The 21,065-nt window shown below is 65.3% G+C and carries 23 protein-coding genes; 4 read left to right on the top strand and 19 right to left on the bottom strand.

Going from position 1 to position 21,065, the window contains the following annotated elements; translation table 11 throughout:
- Window positions 1-216 precede the first annotated feature (216 nt).
- From AB0M54_RS26975 to AB0M54_RS26935, 9 genes are all read right to left on the bottom strand, one after another.
- Window positions 217-1,416 (bottom strand): tyrosine-type recombinase/integrase, encoded by a 1,200-nt coding sequence (locus tag AB0M54_RS26975; RefSeq protein WP_364474351.1) that lies wholly within the window; start codon window positions 1,414-1,416, stop codon window positions 217-219.
- A 2-nt stretch (window positions 1,417-1,418) separates the two neighbouring features.
- Window positions 1,419-1,679, bottom strand: coding sequence for a helix-turn-helix domain-containing protein (locus AB0M54_RS26970; RefSeq protein ID WP_364474349.1), 261 nt, complete (start codon window positions 1,677-1,679; stop codon window positions 1,419-1,421).
- Between the two features lie 163 nt (window positions 1,680-1,842).
- Window positions 1,843-3,792, bottom strand: coding sequence for a DUF3987 domain-containing protein (locus tag AB0M54_RS26965; RefSeq protein ID WP_364474347.1), 1,950 nt, complete (start codon window positions 3,790-3,792; stop codon window positions 1,843-1,845).
- Window positions 3,793-3,829: 37 nt separating this feature from the next.
- On the bottom strand, window positions 3,830-4,162 hold the full coding sequence (locus AB0M54_RS26960; protein WP_364474345.1) for a hypothetical protein: 333 nt from the start codon (window positions 4,160-4,162) through the stop codon (window positions 3,830-3,832).
- Window positions 4,162-4,434 carry a hypothetical protein gene (locus AB0M54_RS26955; RefSeq protein WP_364474343.1) on the bottom strand — a complete coding sequence of 91 codons (273 nt, stop codon included), beginning with the start codon at window positions 4,432-4,434 and terminating at the stop codon, window positions 4,162-4,164. The genes AB0M54_RS26960 and AB0M54_RS26955 overlap by 1 nt, the downstream gene beginning before the upstream one ends.
- Before the next feature lie 135 nt (window positions 4,435-4,569).
- Window positions 4,570-6,702 (bottom strand): cell division protein FtsK, encoded by a 2,133-nt coding sequence (locus tag AB0M54_RS26950; protein ID WP_364474341.1) that lies wholly within the window; start codon window positions 6,700-6,702, stop codon window positions 4,570-4,572.
- Between the two features lie 99 nt (window positions 6,703-6,801).
- A complete protein-coding gene (locus AB0M54_RS26945) occupies window positions 6,802-6,996 on the bottom strand; it encodes a hypothetical protein (RefSeq protein WP_364474339.1) in 195 nt (64 codons plus the stop codon).
- A 23-nt stretch (window positions 6,997-7,019) separates the two neighbouring features.
- A complete protein-coding gene (locus tag AB0M54_RS26940; protein ID WP_364474337.1) occupies window positions 7,020-7,724 on the bottom strand; it encodes a DUF2637 domain-containing protein in 705 nt (234 codons plus the stop codon).
- Window positions 7,724-7,969, bottom strand: a complete 246-nt coding sequence (locus AB0M54_RS26935) for a DUF6284 family protein (protein ID WP_364474335.1) — start codon at window positions 7,967-7,969, stop codon at window positions 7,724-7,726. Before AB0M54_RS26935 ends, AB0M54_RS26940 begins: the two co-directional genes overlap by 1 nt.
- A 418-nt stretch (window positions 7,970-8,387) precedes the next feature.
- On the opposite strand from AB0M54_RS26935, the gene AB0M54_RS26930 reads away from it, so the two are divergent.
- Both AB0M54_RS26930 and AB0M54_RS26925 read left to right on the top strand, forming a co-directional pair.
- Window positions 8,388-9,254 carry a GntR family transcriptional regulator gene (locus AB0M54_RS26930; protein ID WP_364474333.1) on the top strand — a complete coding sequence of 289 codons (867 nt, stop codon included), beginning with the start codon at window positions 8,388-8,390 and terminating at the stop codon, window positions 9,252-9,254.
- Window positions 9,251-9,976, top strand: coding sequence for an HAD-IA family hydrolase (locus tag AB0M54_RS26925; protein WP_364474331.1), 726 nt, complete (start codon window positions 9,251-9,253; stop codon window positions 9,974-9,976). Before AB0M54_RS26930 ends, AB0M54_RS26925 begins: the two co-directional genes overlap by 4 nt.
- Here AB0M54_RS26925 and AB0M54_RS26920 read toward each other — a convergent pair.
- The 9 genes from AB0M54_RS26920 to AB0M54_RS26880 all read right to left on the bottom strand — a co-directional run bounded on the left by AB0M54_RS26920 (window position 9,956) and on the right by AB0M54_RS26880 (window position 17,499).
- Entirely contained in the window at window positions 9,956-10,204 is a 249-nt protein-coding gene (locus tag AB0M54_RS26920; protein WP_364474329.1) for a GntR family transcriptional regulator, read from the bottom strand. The genes AB0M54_RS26925 and AB0M54_RS26920 overlap by 21 nt on opposite strands.
- Window positions 10,205-11,315: 1,111 nt before the next feature.
- Window positions 11,316-12,572: a hypothetical protein gene (locus tag AB0M54_RS26915; protein WP_364474327.1), complete on the bottom strand. Its 1,257-nt coding sequence runs from the start codon at window positions 12,570-12,572 to the stop codon at window positions 11,316-11,318.
- A 146-nt stretch (window positions 12,573-12,718) separates the two neighbouring features.
- Window positions 12,719-13,363, bottom strand: coding sequence for a hypothetical protein (locus AB0M54_RS26910; protein WP_364474325.1), 645 nt, complete (start codon window positions 13,361-13,363; stop codon window positions 12,719-12,721).
- Window positions 13,364-13,365: 2 nt separating this feature from the next.
- Window positions 13,366-13,770: a hypothetical protein gene (locus AB0M54_RS26905; protein ID WP_364474323.1), complete on the bottom strand. Its 405-nt coding sequence runs from the start codon at window positions 13,768-13,770 to the stop codon at window positions 13,366-13,368.
- 501 nt (window positions 13,771-14,271) lie between these two features.
- Window positions 14,272-14,652 carry a hypothetical protein gene (locus AB0M54_RS26900; protein WP_364474322.1) on the bottom strand — a complete coding sequence of 127 codons (381 nt, stop codon included), beginning with the start codon at window positions 14,650-14,652 and terminating at the stop codon, window positions 14,272-14,274.
- A 649-nt stretch (window positions 14,653-15,301) separates the two neighbouring features.
- Window positions 15,302-15,799: an Ltp family lipoprotein gene (locus AB0M54_RS26895; RefSeq protein WP_364474320.1), complete on the bottom strand. Its 498-nt coding sequence runs from the start codon at window positions 15,797-15,799 to the stop codon at window positions 15,302-15,304.
- A gap of 240 nt (window positions 15,800-16,039) precedes the next feature.
- Complete coding sequence (locus tag AB0M54_RS26890) at window positions 16,040-16,456, bottom strand: VOC family protein (protein WP_364312042.1); 417 nt, start codon at window positions 16,454-16,456, stop codon at window positions 16,040-16,042.
- A gap of 10 nt (window positions 16,457-16,466) precedes the next feature.
- Window positions 16,467-16,910: a helix-turn-helix transcriptional regulator gene (locus AB0M54_RS26885; protein ID WP_364312040.1), complete on the bottom strand. Its 444-nt coding sequence runs from the start codon at window positions 16,908-16,910 to the stop codon at window positions 16,467-16,469.
- 49 nt (window positions 16,911-16,959) lie between these two features.
- On the bottom strand, window positions 16,960-17,499 hold the full coding sequence (locus AB0M54_RS26880) for a phosphoribosyltransferase family protein (protein ID WP_364312037.1): 540 nt from the start codon (window positions 17,497-17,499) through the stop codon (window positions 16,960-16,962).
- A gap of 141 nt (window positions 17,500-17,640) precedes the next feature.
- On the opposite strand from AB0M54_RS26880, the gene AB0M54_RS26875 reads away from it, so the two are divergent.
- Entirely contained in the window at window positions 17,641-18,753 is a 1,113-nt protein-coding gene (locus AB0M54_RS26875) for a PP2C family protein-serine/threonine phosphatase (protein ID WP_364474318.1), read from the top strand.
- 22 nt (window positions 18,754-18,775) lie between these two features.
- Here AB0M54_RS26875 and AB0M54_RS26870 read toward each other — a convergent pair whose 3' ends face one another.
- Window positions 18,776-18,925, bottom strand: a complete 150-nt coding sequence (locus AB0M54_RS26870) for a hypothetical protein (RefSeq protein ID WP_364312033.1) — start codon at window positions 18,923-18,925, stop codon at window positions 18,776-18,778.
- Window positions 18,926-19,207: 282 nt separating this feature from the next.
- On the opposite strand from AB0M54_RS26870, the gene AB0M54_RS26865 reads away from it, so the two are divergent.
- Window positions 19,208-21,064: an acyl-CoA dehydrogenase gene (locus tag AB0M54_RS26865; RefSeq protein ID WP_364312030.1), complete on the top strand. Its 1,857-nt coding sequence runs from the start codon at window positions 19,208-19,210 to the stop codon at window positions 21,062-21,064.
- Window position 21,065 lies beyond the last annotated feature (1 nt).

The raw sequence follows: 21,065 nt of genomic DNA, 5'->3' as shown, positions 1-21,065 counted from the left end.
CAGGATGTAGAGCCGGTCGGTGGTGCGCCGGCGCCAAAGCGTCGACGCACCACCAGAGCCCGTGCGTCAATTCACGGCACCCCTGATGCGCTCCTCACCGCAGCGAAATCTGGTTGGGGAACCACTTTCCGGTACTCCCTGCTGCTTCTGATTCATCGCGCGCCGGTTCCTGTGGTGGGTCTTGTCGCCTACCAGGTTGCACGCGCTAGGGGCTGGCTATGAGTGCCTTCGCGGTTGCCGTTTCCCGGTACCTAGGCTCCGAGTTGGTGGCTTCGGATGGCGCCTGCTTGGCTTGCGCCGAGCTGCCTCTACGGCCTGGTCGATGGCGTCGGCGATCGTCTGGTCGGCCTCTCGACTGGCGTGTTGGTAGATCAGTGCGGCGCGCGGGCTGTCGTGGCCCATCCGCGCCATGATGTCCCGCAGGCTCGCGCCTGGAGCCCTGGACGCAAGCGTGTTTCCGGTGTGCCGCAGTTCGTGGAAGTGCAGGCCGGGTGCGTTCACCGCGGCGACCGCCTCCTTCCACTTGACCAGTTTGTTGAAGTTGCCGCGCCACAGGGTCCGACCGCTTTCGCCCGTAAAAACAAACGCCTCGGCCGCTTGGCCGACGTGGCCCCTTAGGTGTTCCGTCAGCGCGGGCAGGGCCGCTTTGGGTAGCGCGACCGTTCGCACGCCCGCCCGAGATTTCGGCGGGCTTAGGATCAGGCCTGTTCCCCGGTGCTCGACGAACGCCTGTCGCACCCGCACTGTGCCGGCCGACAGGTCGATGTCGCTGCGCTGCAAGGCGACCGCCTCACCCCAACGCAGGCACCCGAACGTCGTGACCAGGATCAGCGCTCGGAAGCGCTCCGGCATGTGTTCGGCCAAGGCGAAGATCTGCGGGACAGTAAGCACTGGCCGTTCCGCCGGCTTCTCCTGATCGGCGCCGACTACGCGGCAGGGGTTGATCCTGATTAGTTCGTCCTCCTTGACGGCGGTCATCAGAACCGCGCGTAGCAGGCGGTACGCCTTGGCAGCCATGGTTACTGATACGCCCTCGGCCAGCAGCCGCGCCCGCCACTCGCGCACCATGGGAGTGTCAATCCGGTTGAGCGGCATGTCGCCGAGCTGCGGCGTGATGTGCCTGCCGAGCGTCCAGCGGTACAGGTGCACGGTGCGGGGCCGCAGATTGGGCCGCTCGGTGATCCACCGCTCGGCGTAGTCGGATAGCCGAATCTTGCCGCGCTCAGGGTCGATCCACTCACCGCGAGCCATCTGGGTTTCGACCAGTGAGAGGTACTTCTCGGCCTCGGCCTTGCGAGCGAATGTCTGCGGGGCGGCGCGCATTCGTCCGTCCGGGCCGGGGTAGCGAGCCTGGTATCGACCGGACTCGCGCTTGCGGATGTTGCCGAATCGGCGGTGTCCGTCTTGATTGGCCATGATCAGGCAACGCTCCTCAATCCGCGCCAAACGGTTTCTGCGGTCATGGGCTCTACTCGACCCGCCTGAACGAAGGCGGCAAGGTCGACCGGGTCGAACCGGATAGAACGGCCGAGTCGGTGGAAAGCAATTCGTCGCTCCGCTACGGCGCGCCGGAGATAGCGCGCGCTCATCTTGAGTCGGGCAGCGGCCTCTTCGATGGTCAGTAGTTCAGTGGGAAGCATCGGAACGGGTGCATTCGCGTTGGTGATCCGCCTAGCCAACGGTGTCCTTCCGGGCGTTCGCGACGATGTCTCAGGGGGTCCCACCGGGAGCGCTCAGGCCCGGCGTACGGGTGCGGTTGATCAACGGCTGACGGAACTGACAGAACTGACGGAACCTCGATCGGAAGCGGTTGTGTCAGTTCTGTCAGTTCTGTCAGGCCGCCTACGACGCTCTGCGCGCGGCGAGCGGGTGCACTGTCGCGGCCGGTCGATGCACTTCTGGGTTGACGAGGTAGCTCGGTGACGGTGGGCGTCCGCCGGCCCGTTTTGGTGCGGGTGGGTCGAGCTGCCGGAGGTAGCCATGGGTTTCCAGCACGGCTAAGGCAGGATCGAGGTCGGCCATCGTCTTGAACTGGCTCGATTGCACGGCCCGGAATGCCTCCCGCTTCGTGAAGGCGGTCATGCCCGCTCGCTCGATCCACGCGAGCAGGTGTTGAGCCTTGCGCGTGGCGGCGTCCGCCCCCATGTCGTCGAACGCACCCAGGGCGTGTGCCGCGTAGTACTCGCCGATGAGGGCCGCCCGCTCGATGGTGTGAGCGTCGAGGCTTTGGCCCCATCCGCTGTGCAGATGTTCGGCGAGGTGGATCAGGCCAGCGATCCGTACCACCGCCCCGGTGTATTTCGACCCCCAGTCGACGATGTGCGACCACGCACCGCCGGGAGCGAGCCGGGGCTCTACGTGCCGCTCGATCTCCAGGACCAGATCGTTGGCTTCGGAGGTCAGGACCAGTACGGCCGGATCGGTCCACTCGGCGAGCGCGAGGACCAGGGCGTGAAGGCTGGCGTGGTAGTCCGCGGCGACCGAGGTCGGAATCGGATCGGCACCGATCTTCCGGCGTCCGACCGTGTTCTCCGGGACCGCGAACAGGATGCGGGCCAGCAGGCCGAGGCCCCGGAATCCGGGCATGCCCGCGATGTCGCGCAGGATTTCCGGCTGTACGGCGAGGCCCATGGTCAGGGCCGGTTTGCCGACGTGCTCTGATTCGCGGGAGCGCCGGTCGACCCGCATGAGGTCGCCTGCGTGGCCCTTGAGGAACACCTCAAGATTCGGTGTTCCGGAGTAGCGACCCGCGATGGTCGCGAAGATGCCGCCTTCCGGAGAGAGCACGGCAAGCCGGCCGTTCTGCTCGGCGAGCAGGGAGGCGGCCGTTTCGCTGGTCACGTCGTCGGCGACAAGGCGTGGTCTGACCGGAACGGCGATCGCCTCGGCGTTCATCGCGGCGGCCGTCGCCTCGGCGATCAGCGTGTCCCGCCCGGCGCTGTCCGCGTTGGCGGCGGCAAGCGCCGCTTTTTCGGCCGCCTTTCCCGCCACCTTGGCAGACAACTCGGCCTCGATGATTGCCGGGGCGGTCCGCTCGGTCAGTGACTTCTCGGCCGCGAGGATCGGGCCGACCATCGCGGCGAAGACGGCGCTCTTGCGGGATCCGGGCGGCAAGACGACGACCGTGTAGAGGTTGGTCGGTTCCCGCCAGGACCCGCGTACTTCCACCTCGGCTCGGCCGCCGGCCGCCGTCGACAGGCAGGCCAGCGCCAGGCTTCCCGCCAGGTCGAGCGGTGTCTGCGTGAACTCCGCGACCGCGAACACCTGCTCGGCGAGCCAGCCAGGCAGCAACTCCGCCGGGAACGACGGCAGGAACCGGCCCTTGCCGAGTGGGATGACTGGCGACCATCCGCCCGGTACCTCGGCGTCGTCGAGCAACGCCCGGCCGGTCGCGACCACCTCGGCCGCGTTGGCGCCGGACGCGGCGAGCTGGGCGAGTTGGGCTCCGAGGTCGGCGACCTTCCGCCGTTGCGCCAGGTCGGCGACGATGCCCGCGTAGTGGGCCGCGTTGGCGGCTGACGGTGTCTCGGCCGTGAGCGTGTGCAGGTACGGTGCTCCACCCACCTTGCCGAGGTCGCCGGATTCGGCCAGGTGGGCAGTCACGGTGATGGGGTCGGTGGGTGTGCTGGCCGCGTGCATGCCGCACATGGCCTCCCACAGCACGCTGTGAGCCGGGCGGCCGAAGTCGCTGGGAGCCAGCGTCGCGGCGAGGTCGGCCATCAGTTTGGGAGCGAGCAGGGCGGCACCGATGACGGCTTGCTCGGCCGCCAGGTCGTATCCGGCTGAGACCACGGGTTAGCTCCTTTCGAGTGAGTAGAGGTGGCGGGATTTACGCGGCTCGGCGGCCGACCGCGCGCTGGTCTCGGTTGGAAAGCCGGCCCAGCCGAGGTGCCACCTCAGCGAGCAGGTCCCGCATGAGGTTGAGCGCGGTGGCAAGCTGCCAGCGGGAGGCTTTTTCGTTGCTGTGCAAGGGAATGCGGGCGCGGATCTCGATGTACTCCTGGTTTCCGGCGCGTACGCGGGTCAGCCACGCCCGGCCGCCGATGTCGTCGGCCGTGAAGTCGGCGGAGCGGTGTTCGTCGACGCCGCATCGGTGGTCGCGGGTGCACCAGCCGGTGTGCGGCGTCTCGGCCCGGACGATGCGGGCCATGGTCCGGGCCATCAGCGGGTGCCCTTGTCGTGCAGCTCCCGCAGGCCGTTGATGATCCGCCGGCCGATGCGCAGGCGACGGCCGTCGCCATGGCAGCGTCGGCAAAGGCCGAACGCGCGACCGAACGGCGACCGACGTTTGCCGGTTCCCTTGCAGCGTCGGCAGGCGCCGAAGGGCCAGATCCAGCAGCCGAGGCCGTAACAGAGAGTGGCAATCATGAAAGCGGCGATGAGTAGGCCGAGCAGGGTGGTTTCGGGGGTTGCGGTCGCGGCGAGGGTGGGCACGCAAAGCCTCCAGGGAGCGGTTCGGGGCTTGAGCTGGGGTTGGGGCGACCCGCGACCGGTCGGTGTATGGCCTGACCAGGCCGGTCGCGGGGTCGAGTCGCGTTGACGCGACCGGTCGCGGGCGGGACGCGACCGTCAGGCGGCTTTGCGGCGGCTGATCGCGGCGTCGATGTCGTCGGCCTTGGCTCCCTTGAGCGCCTTGCCGTTCCGCTTGACGTCTACGCTGCGTACACCGAAGGATCGGATCTGCGCCGAGATCGACTCGGCCGTGATGTCGGCGTAGAACTCGTGCATCCGATCCGTCAGCCGCGCGGCGATGTCCTCCCACTGGAGGCCCCGCTCGGTCTGCTCGAACACCGAGCGGACGTCGGCGAGCACGTCCCGGGCGATCCGGGCGACGTCCTCCCCGGCCGCCATCCCGGACAAGGTGCCCGCGGCCTCCCGCAGCTTCCGCGCCTCGATCAGGATCTTCTCGGCGTCGTCGCCATCGGCGAAGTAGGTCCGCACGGTCGGTGTGGCATCCGACGCGCCGCGCAGGATGCCGACGCCCTTGTAGCTGGGCAGCAAGGTTGAGCTGTCGAAGCCTTCGGAGTACGCCCCGGAGCCAAGGACGAGGTCGGAGACCTGCCACGACCCGGTACGCAGGGAAAGGCGGACCTGGTGGTTGTCGCGGAAGCTGATGAATTGCTGCGCGACCTGCCCGTTCCCGATCCCGCTGGGTCGCTGGGTGGCGTCGACGAAGATGACGCCGGCCGCCGGGGCGACCTTGACCAGGTAGACCAGCAGTGAGGCGATCTCCTTGCTGATCTCGCCGAGGTCGAAGTATTCCTGGAATTCGTCCAGCACGATCATCCGTACCGGCATCCGGTACTTCAGATTTCGGGAGATCTCACGGGTCAGCTTGCCTTCCGGGCAAACATCGACAGGCAGCTTCGACAGCCGCTCGTACCGGTCCTGCACGTCGGCCTTGATCTCCCGCAGCGCCTCCACCATCAGCTCGGCGGGGTCGCCGTCGCGGGTCATGGCGAGGCCGAACGCGCACTTATCGGCGACCATGGCGAACTTTCGCCAGTCCGGCTTACCGCCACCGTCGAGGACGGTCAGTTTCACGTACGGGTCGAGCGCCGCGTACAGAGCCAGCAGCCGCGCGGAGAACGTCTTTCCCTGCCGGGGCTGAGCGCCGATCAGGTTGGAGGTCCACATCAGCGGTAGCTCGACCTTGTTGCCGCGTTCGTCCAGGCCGAAGGGGGCAGGCTGCCAGATGTCGGTTGCCTTGCCGCGCAGCAGCGGGGTTCGGCCGGCGCTCTGCGAGAGCGGGTCGCGGTCGGCGACCCACAGGGTGTGTCGCCGGTGTGAGCTGGGGTCGCGGGTGATGAACACCTGGGAGACCGCGACGTCCAGACCTGAGGCGATTGCGCCGCGCGCCTTGACCGCGTCGTCGAACGTCTTGCCGTACGGCAGATCGATCGACACCTGAGATCCGGTCCCCGAGGCGTCACGAGCCATCGTCGAGCCGAATCCGATCTGCTGATGTGGCTTCTCGGGGTGGCCGAGGCCGGCGGCGTAGTACGCCCGCAGGATGATGTCCGGGTTGACCCGCCGGAACCGACCCGCCACGGTTGCGGGAGTGATGATCGGCCGATCCGTCGGCCGCCCGATGTGCGCGAGGCCAGCGACCGCGGGGACCAGGGCGACAGCGAGCACCCACCATGGCGCGGTGACCCACAAGACAGGACCGCCGATCGCGATGACCAACACCTCGGCGGAGAGGACCAGGAATCGCCACAGCCGGGTGCCCTTGACCTCCCGGTGAAGCTTGAGCCACATCGCCGGATCGTTGGCGTCAGCGGCTGCCTGCCGAAGCCGGTATTGCTCGGTCACCCACCACCAGGTGATCTGCTGACCAGCCAGTCGGAAGATACCGACCACCGCCCAGAACGTGGCAAGGATGGCGTACTTCGGAGTCCGCAGCGCGTGAAAGCCGATGCGATAGGTGGTGACCGCGCACGTCTGCCGGATGCTGTGTTTGATGTTCGGCCAGGTCGACCAGCCGACTGGCACAATCGGTACCCGGCCTGACGCGGCGGCCGGCGGATCGACCGGCATGCCGCCGGGCGTTGGCGACTCGTCGAGGGTGACGTCGAAGTGCGTGCCAGGGGCGGGATTTCGGCGGGTACGGGCGGCGTCCAGGTCGACGACGTCGGCGACGTCGCTTTCTGCTGCCTTCCAGTCGAAGTTCTCGTCAGGGGTGGGATTCTGCGGGACCATCAGGTTCTCTCCCGTGGATTCGCCTTGCGGGTTGACGGGGTGAGGAACCGGCGGCACAGCACGGGTTTGCGAGGCCATGAGCTGTGCCGCCGGGCGGCGTTATCGGGACCGTTCGTGGTCGGCGGAGTAGAGAAAGCCGAACAGCGCCTGTCGCAGCTCGATCAGGTCGAGATAAGCGACTGGCCGCGTATAGCCGTGCTTCTCCAACAGTTCGGCAACGTCGATGAGCAGCCAGAACGTGAATCGCTCATCGACGTCGGCCGGTGTGAGCGGATAAGTGCGTTGGGCAGTCATGTTTGGTCGCTCCTTCCGTGTGATCAGGCGGCGGCAAGGGAGGGCGTTTCCGCAGGAACCGGGGTGGATGGTGACGCCACGCTGGCGGCAGCAGCGGGCAGGTAGCGGCGTGCGGTGCTCTCGCTGACTCCGGCCTTGGCAGCGATTTCCGCCACGCTCGCGCCCGGCATCTTGGTGGCGGCCTTGGCGACTTTGCCGGCCGACGCGGGACGTGGTTTGACCCGCCTGACGGGCGGCTTAGTAGCCACCGGAGCAGCAACCGGCCGAGGTACAGGAACCGGCACCGGATTGGCGACCGGAGCGGCGACCGTGACAGCGGCAGATTCGGTCAGTGCGCGGATCCGGCCGCCGATCTCAACGAGGCTGACCGAGGCCACCACGATCAAACCGTCCACACTGAACGGCAGCAGGTACGGTGACGCTCCGCTCTCGCCGTAGTGGGCCGCGACACCAGCCATATGCCAGTACGAGACCCACGCGGCGATACCGGCAATGACCGCCGTCGCAGCAAGCCGGGCGAACGACGTCGCACCTCGGCGAGCCGGGATCCGGGAAATCAGCTCTACAGCCAGCAGCAGCGACAGCGGCGACCACGCCGAAATCGCCTGACTGATCGGATTGTCGTCCGCGTGCAGCACGTTGCCGGCCAGCGACGCCGCGATGCCAAGGGCGAACACCGCGCGGACGGCCCAACCGAGCCGCTTGAGACGGTGGAGGTCGTTGTTCATCAGGCGACCGCCTTCCGGACGGTCGTACGCGTGGCCAACTCGGCGGCCGTGCGAGTGACAAGGGCTTCGGCCCGGCGCAGACGTCGCCAGTCCAGGGCAGTCGGTCCGCCGTGGTCGGCGGCGTTGATGATGGTGATCTCGGCGTCCAACACGTCCAGCTCGGCGGCGATCAGCGGCCACTCGACCTCGATCGCGTCCAGCTCAGCCGCAGTCGGACCGTCAGGGATGCGGTGAAGCTTGCTCACGGGATGTCCTCCGGGAAGGGCTGATCGCACGGCCGGCGGCCGTGCGATCAGCAGAGACAAGGGGAAGGCGAGCAGGGCCGCGCCAAGCGACACAGCCCGTGAGCAGCGGGATACGGCGTGATGCGCTCGCCCGGCACATCGCGTTGAGTCCATAGGCGGACAGGTCTGGCGGCCGTACAAAAGTCACGGCCGAACACCCGGACAATCCCGCTGCTCACGTATTGAGTTCTCAAAGAGCGACCGGACACGGCGGTGTCATGGCGTACGGCAACAAGTGCCGCCGTTCCCGTCCTACCGACCGGCTGAACAACCTGGCTAGCCAGGCCGTCCGAGATCAAGGTAGGGCGACTTGGCTAGTCAGGTCAACCCCCGAAATTGGAACTTCCCTGGCTTGGCTAGTCAGATGTATGGTGGTCGCGTGGCTGAGAACCTCGACTACCTGGGCCAACTTGATCCCGACGACCCGAAACAGGCATCCCAGCAAATCGCCAACAAACTCCGCGCGGCGATCCTCACCCGTCGCCTACAGCCGGGAGACAGGCTTCCGTCGCAGCCTGATCTAGCGACCCGCTACGGCGTCGCGCGGGAAACCGTGAAGCGCGCTCTTGAATTGCTGCGGTCCGAACGACTGATCGTCACCCGGCAGGGCAGCGGCGCGTTCGTCCGCGCGCAGACACAACGAGCCGTCGAGCTACGCCCGCACATCGAAGCCGCTTTCGAGCGCACACACGTCTCCATTGACTTTGCGGGATTCTCCGGTGAGACGCTGCGGGACGCACTTGCCGAAGCTCTCGACAAGGTCCGCGCCGGCCGGCTCGCCCCAGAGACCATCGCTGTCCGCGTACTGATCTCCGACATGACCGCACCGATGGCGTTGCCTGCACGCGCCGAAACTCAGTCGGACGATCCGGCGGTCCGGGAGCGTGCCGAGCGGATCACCCGCCGCGCCGCAGACGGCATCATCGACCAGGTAGCCGAGCTGGGCGATCTCGGCCTGGTCCGCTCCGCCACCGCGGAAGTGCGGATGCACCGGGCGTCGCCGCTGTTCAAGCTCTACCTTCTCAACGGCGAAGAGGTCTTCTACGGCTTCTACCCGGTCGTCGAGCGCACCGTATCCATCAAGGGTGAGCCCATGGCCATCTACGACCTGATGGGGAAAGACGTCCCGCTCTTCCACTACGCGATCACGGACGACGACACCTCGCACGGCAACCAATTCGTTGACGCGTCCCGCCAGTGGTTCGACTCGGTGTGGTCGACGATCGCGTACCGGTACGAAGGATGAGCGGCGACCTCGCAGGGCTGCTCGTTGAGGTCGACGCGATCCTTCTCGACTTCGACGGCCCGGTGTGCAGCATTTTCGCTGGGTATCCAGCGCACGACGTGGCAGCCGAGCTGGTTGAACTGTTGCGTCACCACGATGTCGATCTGCCACCGGGCTTGGCTGGTGAAGCAGACCCTCTTGAGGTGCTCCGATGGACCGGCTCGACCGGCAACTACGACGTGACCCGCGCGGTTGAAGAAGCACTCTGCACGGCCGAACGGCGTGCCGTAGGCACAGCCGCGCCTACGCCGTACGGGCGGGAGACCATCGTGGCGGCCCGGCAAGCGGGCTTACCGGTGGCTGTCGTCAGCAACAACTCAGCCGGCGCAGTGACCGCGTACCTCACGCTGCACAGACTTGAAGGCCACGTAGCCCATGTCATCGGACGCGCGTTCGCTGAGCCTGCACGCATGAAGCCAAACCCTGAGCCGATCCTGCATGCTGTTCGGGCCCTGGAGGTGTCGCCGAGTCGATGCGTCCTGGTCGGGGACTCCATGTCGGACATCGAAGGGGCCAGGGCGGCCGGCACACAGGTACTGGCATTCGCCAACCGTCCTGAAAAGGTCGACCGGTTCAGTAAAGCCGAGCCAGACGCCCTGATCACCAGCATGGGGTCGATCGCAGAAGAACTCATCAGGAGGTGCGAAGAGCCCGACGAAGAGTCACTCGGCCGAATCGGCTGACAAGGGCGAAACGAAGGTGCCGCGCTGCGGCACGGTGAATACCAACCCTCGTTCACGGAGCACCGCGACCGCACGGCGAACGGTACCCCGGGCGAGACCGAACTCTTGGACGAGTTGCACCTCGCTGGGAATCGGCCGATTTGGCTGCCAATTGCCGCGTTCGATCCGCTCGACGAGAATCTCGACGAGTTGGAGATAGGGCGGCACAGGCCCATCCGGCTCGATCACGCTCTCAACGTAAACGACCGCCATCGACCGGGTACTAATATCCACCTACTTGTACGAGCATGGACAAGCCTGTACGAGCCAGACCCGAAACCGACCACCGAAGCCGGAGAGGTAAGCCGTGGAAGGTCACCTACCGAAGCGCCCGACTTGGGAATGCGGCAACTGCGGTCGGCCATGGCCGTGCGCTAAAGCCCAAAACGAACTATCTCTCGAATACCAGGGAAACAGGTCTTCCTTGCTGCTGTACCTGGCACTGCTTCGATGGTCCGCCTTCGACGACTTCGCGGCTGATGGTGCAACCTCTCCTGAGATAGACGACCGCTTCTTCGCCTGGCTCCGGTGAGGTTCCTACACGCATACCGACTGAGAATTTTTAGTAAGGAGCAACTGTGAGTATTCATGTGACCGTAGGCGAGATCACCAGCCGGCCGGACGCCGCAAGCAGCAGAGGAACCGTCAGCGTCACCCTAGCAACGCCTTCGGAAGGCGCTGCGGAAGAATCAATGATCGAGGTTACTTCCAGTCTCAACGAGTCAGCTTGCGTTGTTAGGCTCACGATCGCCGAATCCGAGATCCTGCAAAATGCCTTGGACAGCCTTATCCTTGAGGCGGCAGTTCCTGGGCTAGGCACTGAGTCGTCCGCTAGGGGTAGATACTGATACCTCGCAGATATGCCCCACGTTGGAGGGCGCGGGCATATCCGTTACTCCAGTGACTCCGGTGCCTCGCTGATCGACCAGCACATGAACTAGGAGGCTCGCCACGGCCATTGCGGCCGCGATATACGCGGCGGCGGTCAGGGTGGCCCTAAGCGGGCCGAACAAGCGCAATGCGAAGCTCAAGGGCCAGAAGCCGGCCGCCGTGCCGAACAATGGCCGTCGCAGCTCTAGCTTGAACTAACCGCAGAAGCCTTGGCGGGACATCGGTCCTGACCAAGGCTTCTGCACATGGAGCGGGTGACGGGAATCAAACCGCACTGAACAGCTCAGAAACCGTAAAAGATCCCAGCTAGTCGCCCGGTCGCAGATTGGAGAGGTCCCGAGTGGCCCGGAGTGACCTCTCACGGCTCGGCCTAATGGGCGCATCGGAGGGCTGTCCCTGCAACGACGACTCAACCTAGGGCGCCATTCGCGGACGGAGGACCTTCCTCCGATTCGTTTGCGTTTTTGGATTCCTCGTCAACTAGAGCGAGATACGGCAATACGAGTATCAAATACTGCTCCGCTGGCTGCCCGATCGCCCCCTTTGTGAACCCTTCAAAATACTTCTCCTCCGTGAGCACAAAGCCAGCGAACCCAACAGCGGCGATGGTCCCCAGCAGAAATGCAACGTGTAGATATGGACCAGTCACGAAGCTAATCTCCCAAACGAAGAAATCGCCATTGATTCTGCCGATCCCCGATTTGGACCAATCGGTAGCCAGCGATTGGGGCATAATCACGAGTGCAAGTAAGTAGAGCAATGCCGTGACGGCGATCCACACGCCGGCCAGAATTGAGATCACCCGCGCTGACGCTATTCTACGGAAGCGCTTTGCCATTACCGCGACGGCACGAGTGAGCCGATCGGTTGTTACATCCGAATCAGCATCGAATGCGTCCGCCAGTCGCGCAATTGCAGCGTCGGAATCAATGTTCTCCGCTGGCTTGTTGAGATTCTTCGCAAGACGTTTCCAGGCGTCATGCACCGGTAGGTCTCGTGCATTCAGTGTTTCGACCACGTTCAGGAGTACCGTCGCGACGTCGAGTCGTCGAAGGCGAACCAGCAAATAGATCGAGAGCGGGATCAGCGTTAGAGCCGCGAGCAGGACAATGCGCCACCCCGATGCCACTGCCATGCGCCATGGATCCTCGGAGATCAGAGGCAAGAGTACTAGCAATAACGTAATGGGTATGAAAAAGGGAACATGAACCGTAAACCTAATTGCCCGCGCCGCCCACCTAATCCCGGCAATCACAAGAAACGGGAGAAAATGAGTGATGAAAAGAGTGTCATAGTCGCGATCAATAAGCAAGTATAGGCCAATGGCAATCCATGTGGCCATGTAGGCAAGATATCCGAGTAGATTTGTGCACCCCTTCGCCATCACCGCGAGAACCAATAGAACCAATGATGCGAAGATCGCGGCCGCGGTGGTCCAGAAATCCCATCCCAGCCGGACGGAAGAAAATAGAACAAGTCCCGAAAGTATCGATAGAAGGAGATTCTGGCTAAGGACGTTGGCCAGCCGACCGGAAGTCTTCGGCTCATCTTTGCAAACTTCGCCGAATCCCTGGGCCCGCAGTGCCCGAGTCAGAAGCACACGTAGCGTGACGGTGCCGCCGGTCGACGCACCAGAATTTGACGAAAGTTCCTCTTTACCGCTCATACCGCCTTCGAACTTTCGTGGCTCGCTATGGGTCACTATTCCGGGGCAGGTACTCCCAGTGCTACGCACGTACGGAGGACAGCCAGGGGCACGCTGCTTCAGTTCAATGCCTCTGGGTGGTGGATGAACGTCGCTACTTGATCGGACTACGCGGGAGCCTTGGTTGCGAGCACGTAAGCGATGAAGGTCATACCTACAATCAGACCAATCAAGAATGCGTACAAGGTTGGTTTCCACGCCACCACAACTTGGGCCGGTGGAAGCTGAACTACGCCCTGCATCCTATCGGCGTGTAGGTCAATACTTTCGACAACGTTTTCGAGGCGTCCAATAAACGCATCTCTCTCATATGACGAGATCAGGCTATCCAGGGATCTCGATAGGTCCTCAAGTCGATTAGCTGTGTCCCCCGCACTGCTTACAGATTTCTCGAAGCGGTCAACATTTTCGAGCGCACCTTCGAAGCTCCGACCAGCATAAGCTAGAGTATTGGCAACGTCCTCGTTAATGTTCTGCCCAGCCGTATACAGGGCGTGGGCAACATCCTCATTGATACTGCGCGCGGCAAATTCGAGTGAATATACAACGTCGGGTGAAACCAGGCCATCGTTGATCGCCCTTTTGAGCAGTTCAGCGAGCGGTGGAGCCTCCTTTGACAGTTTCGACAGCACTGCTCTCGTTGCGTCGTCGATCAAATTGATTGGCGCGTAGTTGTCCCGACCAACAAAAGTGCCTGGCCCCGAATTGGTTTGGGAAACTTGGGGACGTTCGTTATGTTGCGGCGTAACCACCTCTATCGCACCCCAGGAGGCGTGATAGCGCCGAAGTTGTCTCGACCGACGAACGTTCCAGGACCTTGGTTCTCCTGCTTGGCTACGAACATCGTGTCTGCTCGATCAGGGCGAGACTCGGCCATCGCTGTAATCTCGGCTCTTGCGTTGGGATTCTCAGCCAGGTAAGCCGCCATGAACGCCACCCAACGCGCTTTCACGTCCGCCTCGGTCGTCAGTTGCTGCGCCAATGCCTTGGCGTCCTCCTCGATGGCCTGAAGTGCGGACGGCTCGGCTTCCTGCTTGCCACGTCCACGGAAGATGCGCCCGACCCAGGCTCGGGCGGCATCTACTTGACCGTTTAGTAGGTAGGCGACGACATTGCCGGCCGCTCCGGTGATCACGGCGGTCGTTTCTGGATCAAGCACTTGGGTAGCCCTCTCGTCAGGCCCTGCGGTAGTTCTGACCGATGCTGACTCTAGGAGAGGGGTATGACAGAAACGCGGTGCGCGAAGGTGTCCGATCAAGGACAGTGGTGACCTTCAGGCGACTGCTTCAAGATCGCCAAAGACCGGGCCATTCCCAGGCCATTACGGGGTAACACCTGAGGTCACTCAAGGCCATCTGAGGCGTGTTCGGGACGAGGTCAGCGGGCATGATCACCGGATCTTGTACGGTTCCCAAGCTGACAGTGCGGGTTCGATTCCCGTCACCCGCTCAAAGCTGGGTTGCCCCTGTCCGCAGAGTGCGCGGACGGGGGCTTTTCGCATGCCAGCCTGGGGGGGCGACCCCCCAGACCCCCACGGTGCGGTGGGCGCTCTGGGGAGCGTCAGGAGCGGTCCGCGCCATTACGGCGTTCTGTGGGCTGAGGAAAGAACCTGCCATCTCCTTGGCTCTTGGGGGCCCATCCCGAGCAAGCGGCGACGGTGCTACCGAACAACTGCGGTTGCGTCGGAATTAGCGATGACGGCGGCCAGCGCTTCGGCCTTTGCGAAGCTCCTGGACATGGAGAACGTGTTCTTGATGCCGTGGAAGGCGCGTGAGAACCCACCGTCGCCGAGCGCCTCCAAGTGGACCTCGCGACGTTCGTCGTGATCCATCAGATAAACCCGCACACCCCACGCGCCCATCGCGCCCTTATGAGAGGCCAGCAAGGCCACGGCGGGCTGAGCGTCGAACTGATCAAGTGGGTTGTTGCTGACCGTCAATGGTTCGACAATGGCCTTGTGGCCGTTCAGCGCCGTGTTGAGCATCGCTGCCACTTCGGCTAGGGGAATTGCGGTTTCCACCATGATCGATTTGGTCTGCATGACGCATCAGCCTTCTTCTAGTTGATCCCACGGGAGCAGCAACGGCGAAGCTCGGAAGCGAGGCCGAGCGACGGCAGGGTGGTTTGCTCTTACCAAGGTCAGGCACGGGTGCTTGGACATTCGGCGGCCTGTGCCGTCGTACGAGCGTCGAGCATGTAGCGGCCGCGACGAGTGGGCGAACGACGTAGCTCGTTCGGCAGGTCGACGCTGCCCTAATTTGCGGCAGCGAGAAGGCGCATTTGATCAGCTCAGGAGAAGGGAAACCGGGGGCACTCGCTGCTGCAATAAATCTTGTGATATTCAGTCGACGAGGCGGCCTGACCATAGCACCCCCTTGCTTCTGGAAGTCGGAAGAATCTCGTCATTCATCGATTTGGTCGAAGTAAAGAGATGCGCAGCGCAAGTCTGGAATTTCGGCTGAAAAAATAATCCCTGCGGCCGATATGCGGCAACACTTTGCACAGATTCTTGTCGGCGGAACGACCCGACAGCACCGACTCAAAGATCGGAAGCTCGCCGCAGCCACATATCAGGGCAAACAACCGCTCAATTGAAGCGGCCAGGCTGAAGTCAATGCCCGGGATGGTGCCGCCCAGGCCGCAGGTGACGACCCGTCCCAGAGCCGACCCGCATCCTCCTGGAGGTGGGGTCAGAGACCCGCCTTGGTGACGCCATACACGGCTTGCGAGTGGGTGTAGCCATCGCCGGCGTCTGAGGACAGCTGCCGGATGAGGCCCTTTCGCGAGAACGCGCCGAACTGAAGGTAGCTCTGGGCCGACCTGATGGCGTTCTGCTGCTCCAACGACACCGGCTCGGCGGCGGGGGCCATGGTGGTGGGCTTGTTGACCGTGGGAGCCGCCTTCTTGGTGGGCGTCACGGTGGGTTTCGTCGTCGGCTCTGTGGTGGCGGCGATGCTGGGCTCGCCGGCCAGGTCCGCGGCGGGGCTCGTGGCTGACACCGTCGCCGCGGCGTTCACGCCGTTCGAGGCGATCGAGCCCAACGCCGCCAGCACGATGATGCCGATGATCAAGGCCACTCCGCCAAGCCCGAGGCCGACGGCGGACTGGGTCCTGCGCACCGCCTTGGCCAGGGCGACGGCGCCGATGATGACGGCCACCAGACCGAGGAGCAGCCCGAGAACCGGCACCCAGGAGAGCAGGAGAGCGGCGATGCCGAGGCCGAGCGCCCAGAGCGGACTCCTGGCCGAGCGTGGGGCGATGGGCGATACCGGGGCGTAGGGCGGAGACTGGGTCATGGCCTGGGGACCTCTCGGTGGCTGAAGGCTCAACTGCCTGTCAAGCAACCTCTGACGGACGGAACCGCTCGGTCAGCCACCACTACGCCTCGACGAACGACAGGAAGTCCCCAGACCGAAGGTTGGTGCGGGTCAGGTGGTGGGGAGTTGGTTGATGCGGACCATGGTGCCGCTGGGGTCTCGGAAGGCGCAGTCCCGGATGCCGTAGGGCTGGTCGGTTGGCTCCTGGACGACCTCGGCGCCGGTGGACTGGATCTGGTCGAAGGTCTTGTCCACGTCGTTGCTGGCCAGGACCACCGTGGCGTAGCTGCCCTTGGCCATCAGCTCGGCGATGGTCTGTTGCTCGGACTCGGTTACGCCCGGGTCGGCCTTGGGGGGATACAGGACGATCGAGGTGTGGGGCTGGTCGGGGGAACCCAGGGTGATCCAGCGCATGCCGCCGTACCCGACGTCGTTGCGGATTTCCCAGCCCAAGGCGTCGCGCCAGAAGGTCAGGGACTCGTCGGGGTCGGTGGCCGGCAGCAGGGTGTTCGCGATGATCAGGCTCATGCGAACCACGTTAGGGCTGGCCGGGAGCGGGTGCTTCTCGAATCCTGATCGGTCTGGTGACCTGCTTGGCCACGCAGGCGGGGATGCCCTCGGTCTGGGTGGTGGCCAGTTTGCGGTAGGCGCTGGGGGACATGCCGACCAACTCGGAGAAGCGGGTGCTGAAGGTGCCCAAGGACTGGCAACCGACGGTGAAGCAGACATCGGTGACGGACAGGTCGCCCCGGCGGAGCAGGGCCATCGCCCGCTCTATGCGTCGGGTCATCAGGTAGCTGTAGGGGGACTCGCCGAAGGCGGAACGGAACTCGCGGGACAGGTGGCCGGACGACATGTGCACGCCCCGGGCCAGGGCGTCCACGTCCAGCGGCTGGGCGTACTCGCGGTCTATGCGGTCGCGGACCCGGCGGAGCAAGGCCAGGTCACGGAGCCGCTGCTCCCGCTTCTCGTCGACACCCACGAGCAACAGAATGCCTGCTCGCGGCCGGTGTCGACAAGGGAAGGTCCACCTAGGAGTTCAGGTCGTCGCCGGTGAGCAGGCCCCGGATGCTCACGTTGCGCGGGCATTCGTCGATGATCACGGCGGTGCCCACGGGGATGGCGCCCAGCTCGGACACCAGCTGGTAGAGGGCGCGGGACTGGGAGCCGGTGGTGGCCCAGTCGTCGACGACCAGCACCCGGTCCTCGGGGCCGATCAGGCGTGACCGCACGCCCAGGCGTTGTGGGTCGCCGCGGTGGTCGGCGGGCACGTCGGCCCAGGTCATCGGCTCGGCGATGGGCCGGCGGGCGCCCTCGCGGTAGGCCTCGACGAAGCCGATGCCCAGCGCCCGGGCGACCAGCGGGCCCACCAGGAATCCGGTCACCTCGGGCGAGACGACCACGGTCGGACTTTCGTGGGCGAACAGGCTGCCCAGCGCCAAGCCGAGACCGTCCAGAATGTGGGGATCTCGCCACCAACCCGAGCGGTCACTGACCAGTACCTCACTGTCGGGGCCGGGGTCGGTCCACCGGAACGCGGCGATCAGTCGGTCACGGAGATCGGATGTCACCGGCACATCCTGACATCGCCCGTGTGGGGGTGTCGCCGCCGACCGAACGAGGCGGATCTACCAGGTGGTCAGAACCTCATCAGACTACGGGTCAAGTTGGTGCGGTTGCCGTGCTCGATCAGGCATGCTGTGCGCGTACCCATGGCTAATTTCTTTGCGTCGGGCCGTCGCCCGCTGAGCCCAGGATCCCGCGCCGGACTCGGCGCGGCCCTCGTGCTGCTCGTGGCCGTGTCCGCCGTGGAGCTGATCGACACCACCCGGGCCAGCTTCGTCGGGCTGTTCGCGGCCGTGCCGTTCCTGGCCGCCGTGTTCGCCGGCTGGCAGACCACGCTGGGTGTAGGCGCGCTGGCGACCGTGGTGGGCATGGTGTTCGCCAGCACCGACCAGGAGTACAGCGTCTCCGGCCTGGTCAACGTGGTCGGCATCATGCTGGCCACCGGCATCGCCTCGGCGGTCGCGACCATCCGGCAGCGGCAGGCCGAGCAGATCGTCGAGTTGCAGCGGCTCGCCGCGGTCGCCCAGCAGGCGGTGCTACGCCAGCTCGGCCCGCAGGTGGGCGCCCTCGCGGTGGCCGGCCGGTACATCTCGGCGACGGCCGCGGCGGACATCGGTGGAGACCTCTACGAGGCGCTGGACACGCCGTACGGGGTCCGGATCATCATCGGCGACGTACGCGGTAAGGGCCTGGACGCGGTCCGGCTGGCCAGCATCGTGCTGGGGTCGTACCGGCATGTCGCGTACGAGCGAGCCGATCTGCGCGCGATCGTGACCGATCTGGACCGGGCGGTGGCTCGCGGTGTCGGCGACGAGGACTTCGTGACCGCGGCTCTGGTCGAGGAGCGCGGCGGCACGCTGACCATTGTCAACTGTGGACATCCGTCGCCGCTGCTGCTGCGTCGCGGTCGGGTGATTCCCCTCGACCCGCCCGCTCCGGCCCCGCCGCTGGGCTTCATGCCGGTCGCCCAGCCGCGGGTCGAGCGGCTCGAACCGGGCGACCGGCTGTTGATGTTCACCGACGGGCTCGGTGAGGCCCGCCGGGAGGGCGAGTTCTTCCCGACCGCCGACCGCGCGTGGCGGCTGCTCGGTCACGGGACCGTGGGTGACGGCCTCGCCTCGCTGGAGACCGCGCTGGTCGACTGGGTGCATGGTCACCTGGACGACGACATCGCCCTGGTGCTGATGGAGTACGCCGGCCCGGGCGCCGATCCGGCTCAGCCGATGCCGAGCTGGGAGGTCGGGGCCGCCGGGTCTTGAGACATGCTCAGCCGGAGTCGTTCTAGGCGACCGCCGGTTGGGTCTCCGCGGTGGGCTCGGGCGTCGGGTCGGGCGCGGGAACGGGTTCGGGCTGACGGTGCTTCCCCACGTACTTGCGGGGCTGGGCGGCCTGGCGAGGTTCCGGAATCAGGCTCTTGATCGTGGCGAACACTGTGACCTCCTGGCCGTGGGTATACGTCCCTCACGTACACCCGGAGCAACGAGCCGGTCCGGCCGTCGATACGTCGCATTCGGCGCGGCGACTTGCAAATGGCCGAACGGTTGTCCCACTTCCCACCCGATCGGAGACGTTTGAGGCGCGGATCGACGGACACCGTCCCCCAGGGCGTGTGATGTCACAGATCGACCAGCGGCTTGTCGACCCTTACCCATCGGTAATACAGTGGCTGTTACTGACGGGTAACTCACGTTCCGGGAGACGGGGCAGGGCCACATGACGCACTACTTGAGCAACCTGCGCGACCTCGAGTTCAACCTCTTCGAGGTGTTCGGGGCCGACAAGGCGTTCGGGCAGGCGCCTTATGACGAGATCGACGCGGACACCGCACGTGACATCCTCCGCGAGGTCAACCGGATGGCGCGGGAGGATCTGTCGGCCGGCTACGCGGCCGCCGACCGTAACCCTCCGGTTTTCGACCCCGAGACGCACACCGCGCCGCTTCCGATCGAGTTCAAGGAGGCGTACGCCAAGTTCATGGCGTCCGGCTTCTGGCGGCTCGACCTGCCCAGCTCGATCGGCGGCACGCTCGCCCCGCGGGCGCTGTGGTGGGCCATCGCCGAGAACGTGCTCGGCGCCAACGCCCCGGTCTGGATGTACGCCAACGGCCCCTCCTTCGCCCACGTGCTGAAGAACGAGGGCACCGCCGAGCAGCAGAAATGGGCCGAGCTCTTCGTCGAGAAGGAGTGGGGCGCCACCATGGTGCTCACCGAGCCGGACGCCGGCTCGGACGTGGGCGCCGGGCGTACCCGGGCGATCCCGCAGCCGGACGGCTCCTGGCACATCGAGGGCGTCAAGCGCTTCATCACCTCGGGTGAGCACGACCTCACCGACAACATCATCCACTACGTGCTGGCCCGCCCGGTCGGCGTCGAGGGTGTCGGCGGCCCGGGCACCAAGGGCCTGTCGTTGTTCCTGGTGCCGAAGTTCCACTTCGACGCCGAGACCGGTGAGCTGGGTGAGCGCAACGGCGTCTACGCCACCAACGTCGAGCACAAGATGGGCCTCAAGGCCAGCAACACCTGCGAGATGACCTTCGGCGAGCACGGCACCCCGGCCAAGGGCTGGCTGCTGGGTGACGTCCACCAGGGCATCCGCCAGATGTTCATGATCATCGAGTACGCCCGCATGATGGTCGGCACGAAGGCGATCGCCACCCTGTCCACCGGTTACCTCAACGCGCTCGAGTACGCGAAGAACCGGGTCCAGGGCGCCGACCTGACCGAGAACAGCAACAAGGCCGCGCCGCGGGTCACGATCGTCCACCACCCCGACGTACGCCGATCGCTGATGCTCCAGAAGTCGTACGCGGAGGGCCTGCGCGCCCTGGTCATCTACACCGCCACCTGGCAGGACCGGGTCGCCATCGCCGAGGCGGCCGGCGACACCGAGACCGCCAAGGCCGCGAGCCGGGTCAACGACCTGCTGCTGCCGCTGGTCAAGGGCGTCGGGTCGGAGCGGGCGTACGAGTTGCTGGGCGCCGAGTCGCTGCAGACCTTCGGCGGTTCCGGGTTCCTCCAGGACTACCCGCTCGAGCAGTACGTCCGGGACGCCAAGATCGACACGCTGTACGAGGGCACGACCGCGATCCAGAGCCTCGACCTGATCTTCCGGAAGATCGTCCGGGACCAGGGTCAGTCGCTGGCCTCGATCGCCACCGAGATGCAGGGCTTCATCGAGACCGAGGCGGGCAACGGGCAGCTCAAGGAGGAGCGGCTGGCGCTGGGCCGGGCGCTGGGCGAGCTCAACACCATCCTCGGCGTGACGATGACCTGGCTGGCCGGCGCGCAGGGTGGCGACACCCGCGAGCTGTACCGGGTCGGGCTGACGTCGCGTCGCATCCTGCTCGCGCTGGGTGACGTCATCGTGTCGTGGCTGCTGCTGCGCCAGGCCGAGGTGGCCCTTAAGGCGCTCGGTGGCGAGCTCAAGCCGGCCGACAAGCACTTCTACGACGGCAAGGTCGCCGCGGCGCGGTTCTTCGCCCGCGAGGTGCTCCCGCGGATCGGCTCCGACCGCCGGATCATCGAGAACACCACGCTCGACCTGATGGACCTGCCCGAAGAGGCGTTTTAGT

Source organism: Actinoplanes sp. NPDC051470 (assembly GCF_040682035.1).
Classification (GTDB): Bacteria; Actinomycetota; Actinomycetes; order Mycobacteriales; family Micromonosporaceae; genus Actinoplanes.
Note: the sequence above shows the minus strand (reverse complement) of the source record. Positions and strands in the feature narration are given on the sequence as shown.

Coding starts and splice junctions, on each gene's coding strand:
- AB0M54_RS26960 (WP_364474345.1), bottom strand. CDS start 4,162: ATGGCCCGGACCATGGCCCGCATCGTCCGGGCCGAGACGCCGCACACC.
- AB0M54_RS26925 (WP_364474331.1), top strand. CDS start 9,251: ATGAGCGGCGACCTCGCAGGGCTGCTCGTTGAGGTCGACGCGATCCTT.
- AB0M54_RS26950 (WP_364474341.1), bottom strand. CDS start 6,702: ATGGTCCCGCAGAATCCCACCCCTGACGAGAACTTCGACTGGAAGGCA.
- AB0M54_RS26875 (WP_364474318.1), top strand. CDS start 17,641: ATGGCTAATTTCTTTGCGTCGGGCCGTCGCCCGCTGAGCCCAGGATCC.
- AB0M54_RS26975 (WP_364474351.1), bottom strand. CDS start 1,416: ATGGCCAATCAAGACGGACACCGCCGATTCGGCAACATCCGCAAGCGC.
- AB0M54_RS26915 (WP_364474327.1), bottom strand. CDS start 12,572: ATGAGCGGTAAAGAGGAACTTTCGTCAAATTCTGGTGCGTCGACCGGC.
- AB0M54_RS26890 (WP_364312042.1), bottom strand. CDS start 16,456: ATGAGCCTGATCATCGCGAACACCCTGCTGCCGGCCACCGACCCCGAC.
- AB0M54_RS26865 (WP_364312030.1), top strand. CDS start 19,208: ATGACGCACTACTTGAGCAACCTGCGCGACCTCGAGTTCAACCTCTTC.
- AB0M54_RS26900 (WP_364474322.1), bottom strand. CDS start 14,652: ATGCAGACCAAATCGATCATGGTGGAAACCGCAATTCCCCTAGCCGAA.
- AB0M54_RS26945 (WP_364474339.1), bottom strand. CDS start 6,996: ATGACTGCCCAACGCACTTATCCGCTCACACCGGCCGACGTCGATGAG.
- AB0M54_RS26940 (WP_364474337.1), bottom strand. CDS start 7,724: ATGAACAACGACCTCCACCGTCTCAAGCGGCTCGGTTGGGCCGTCCGC.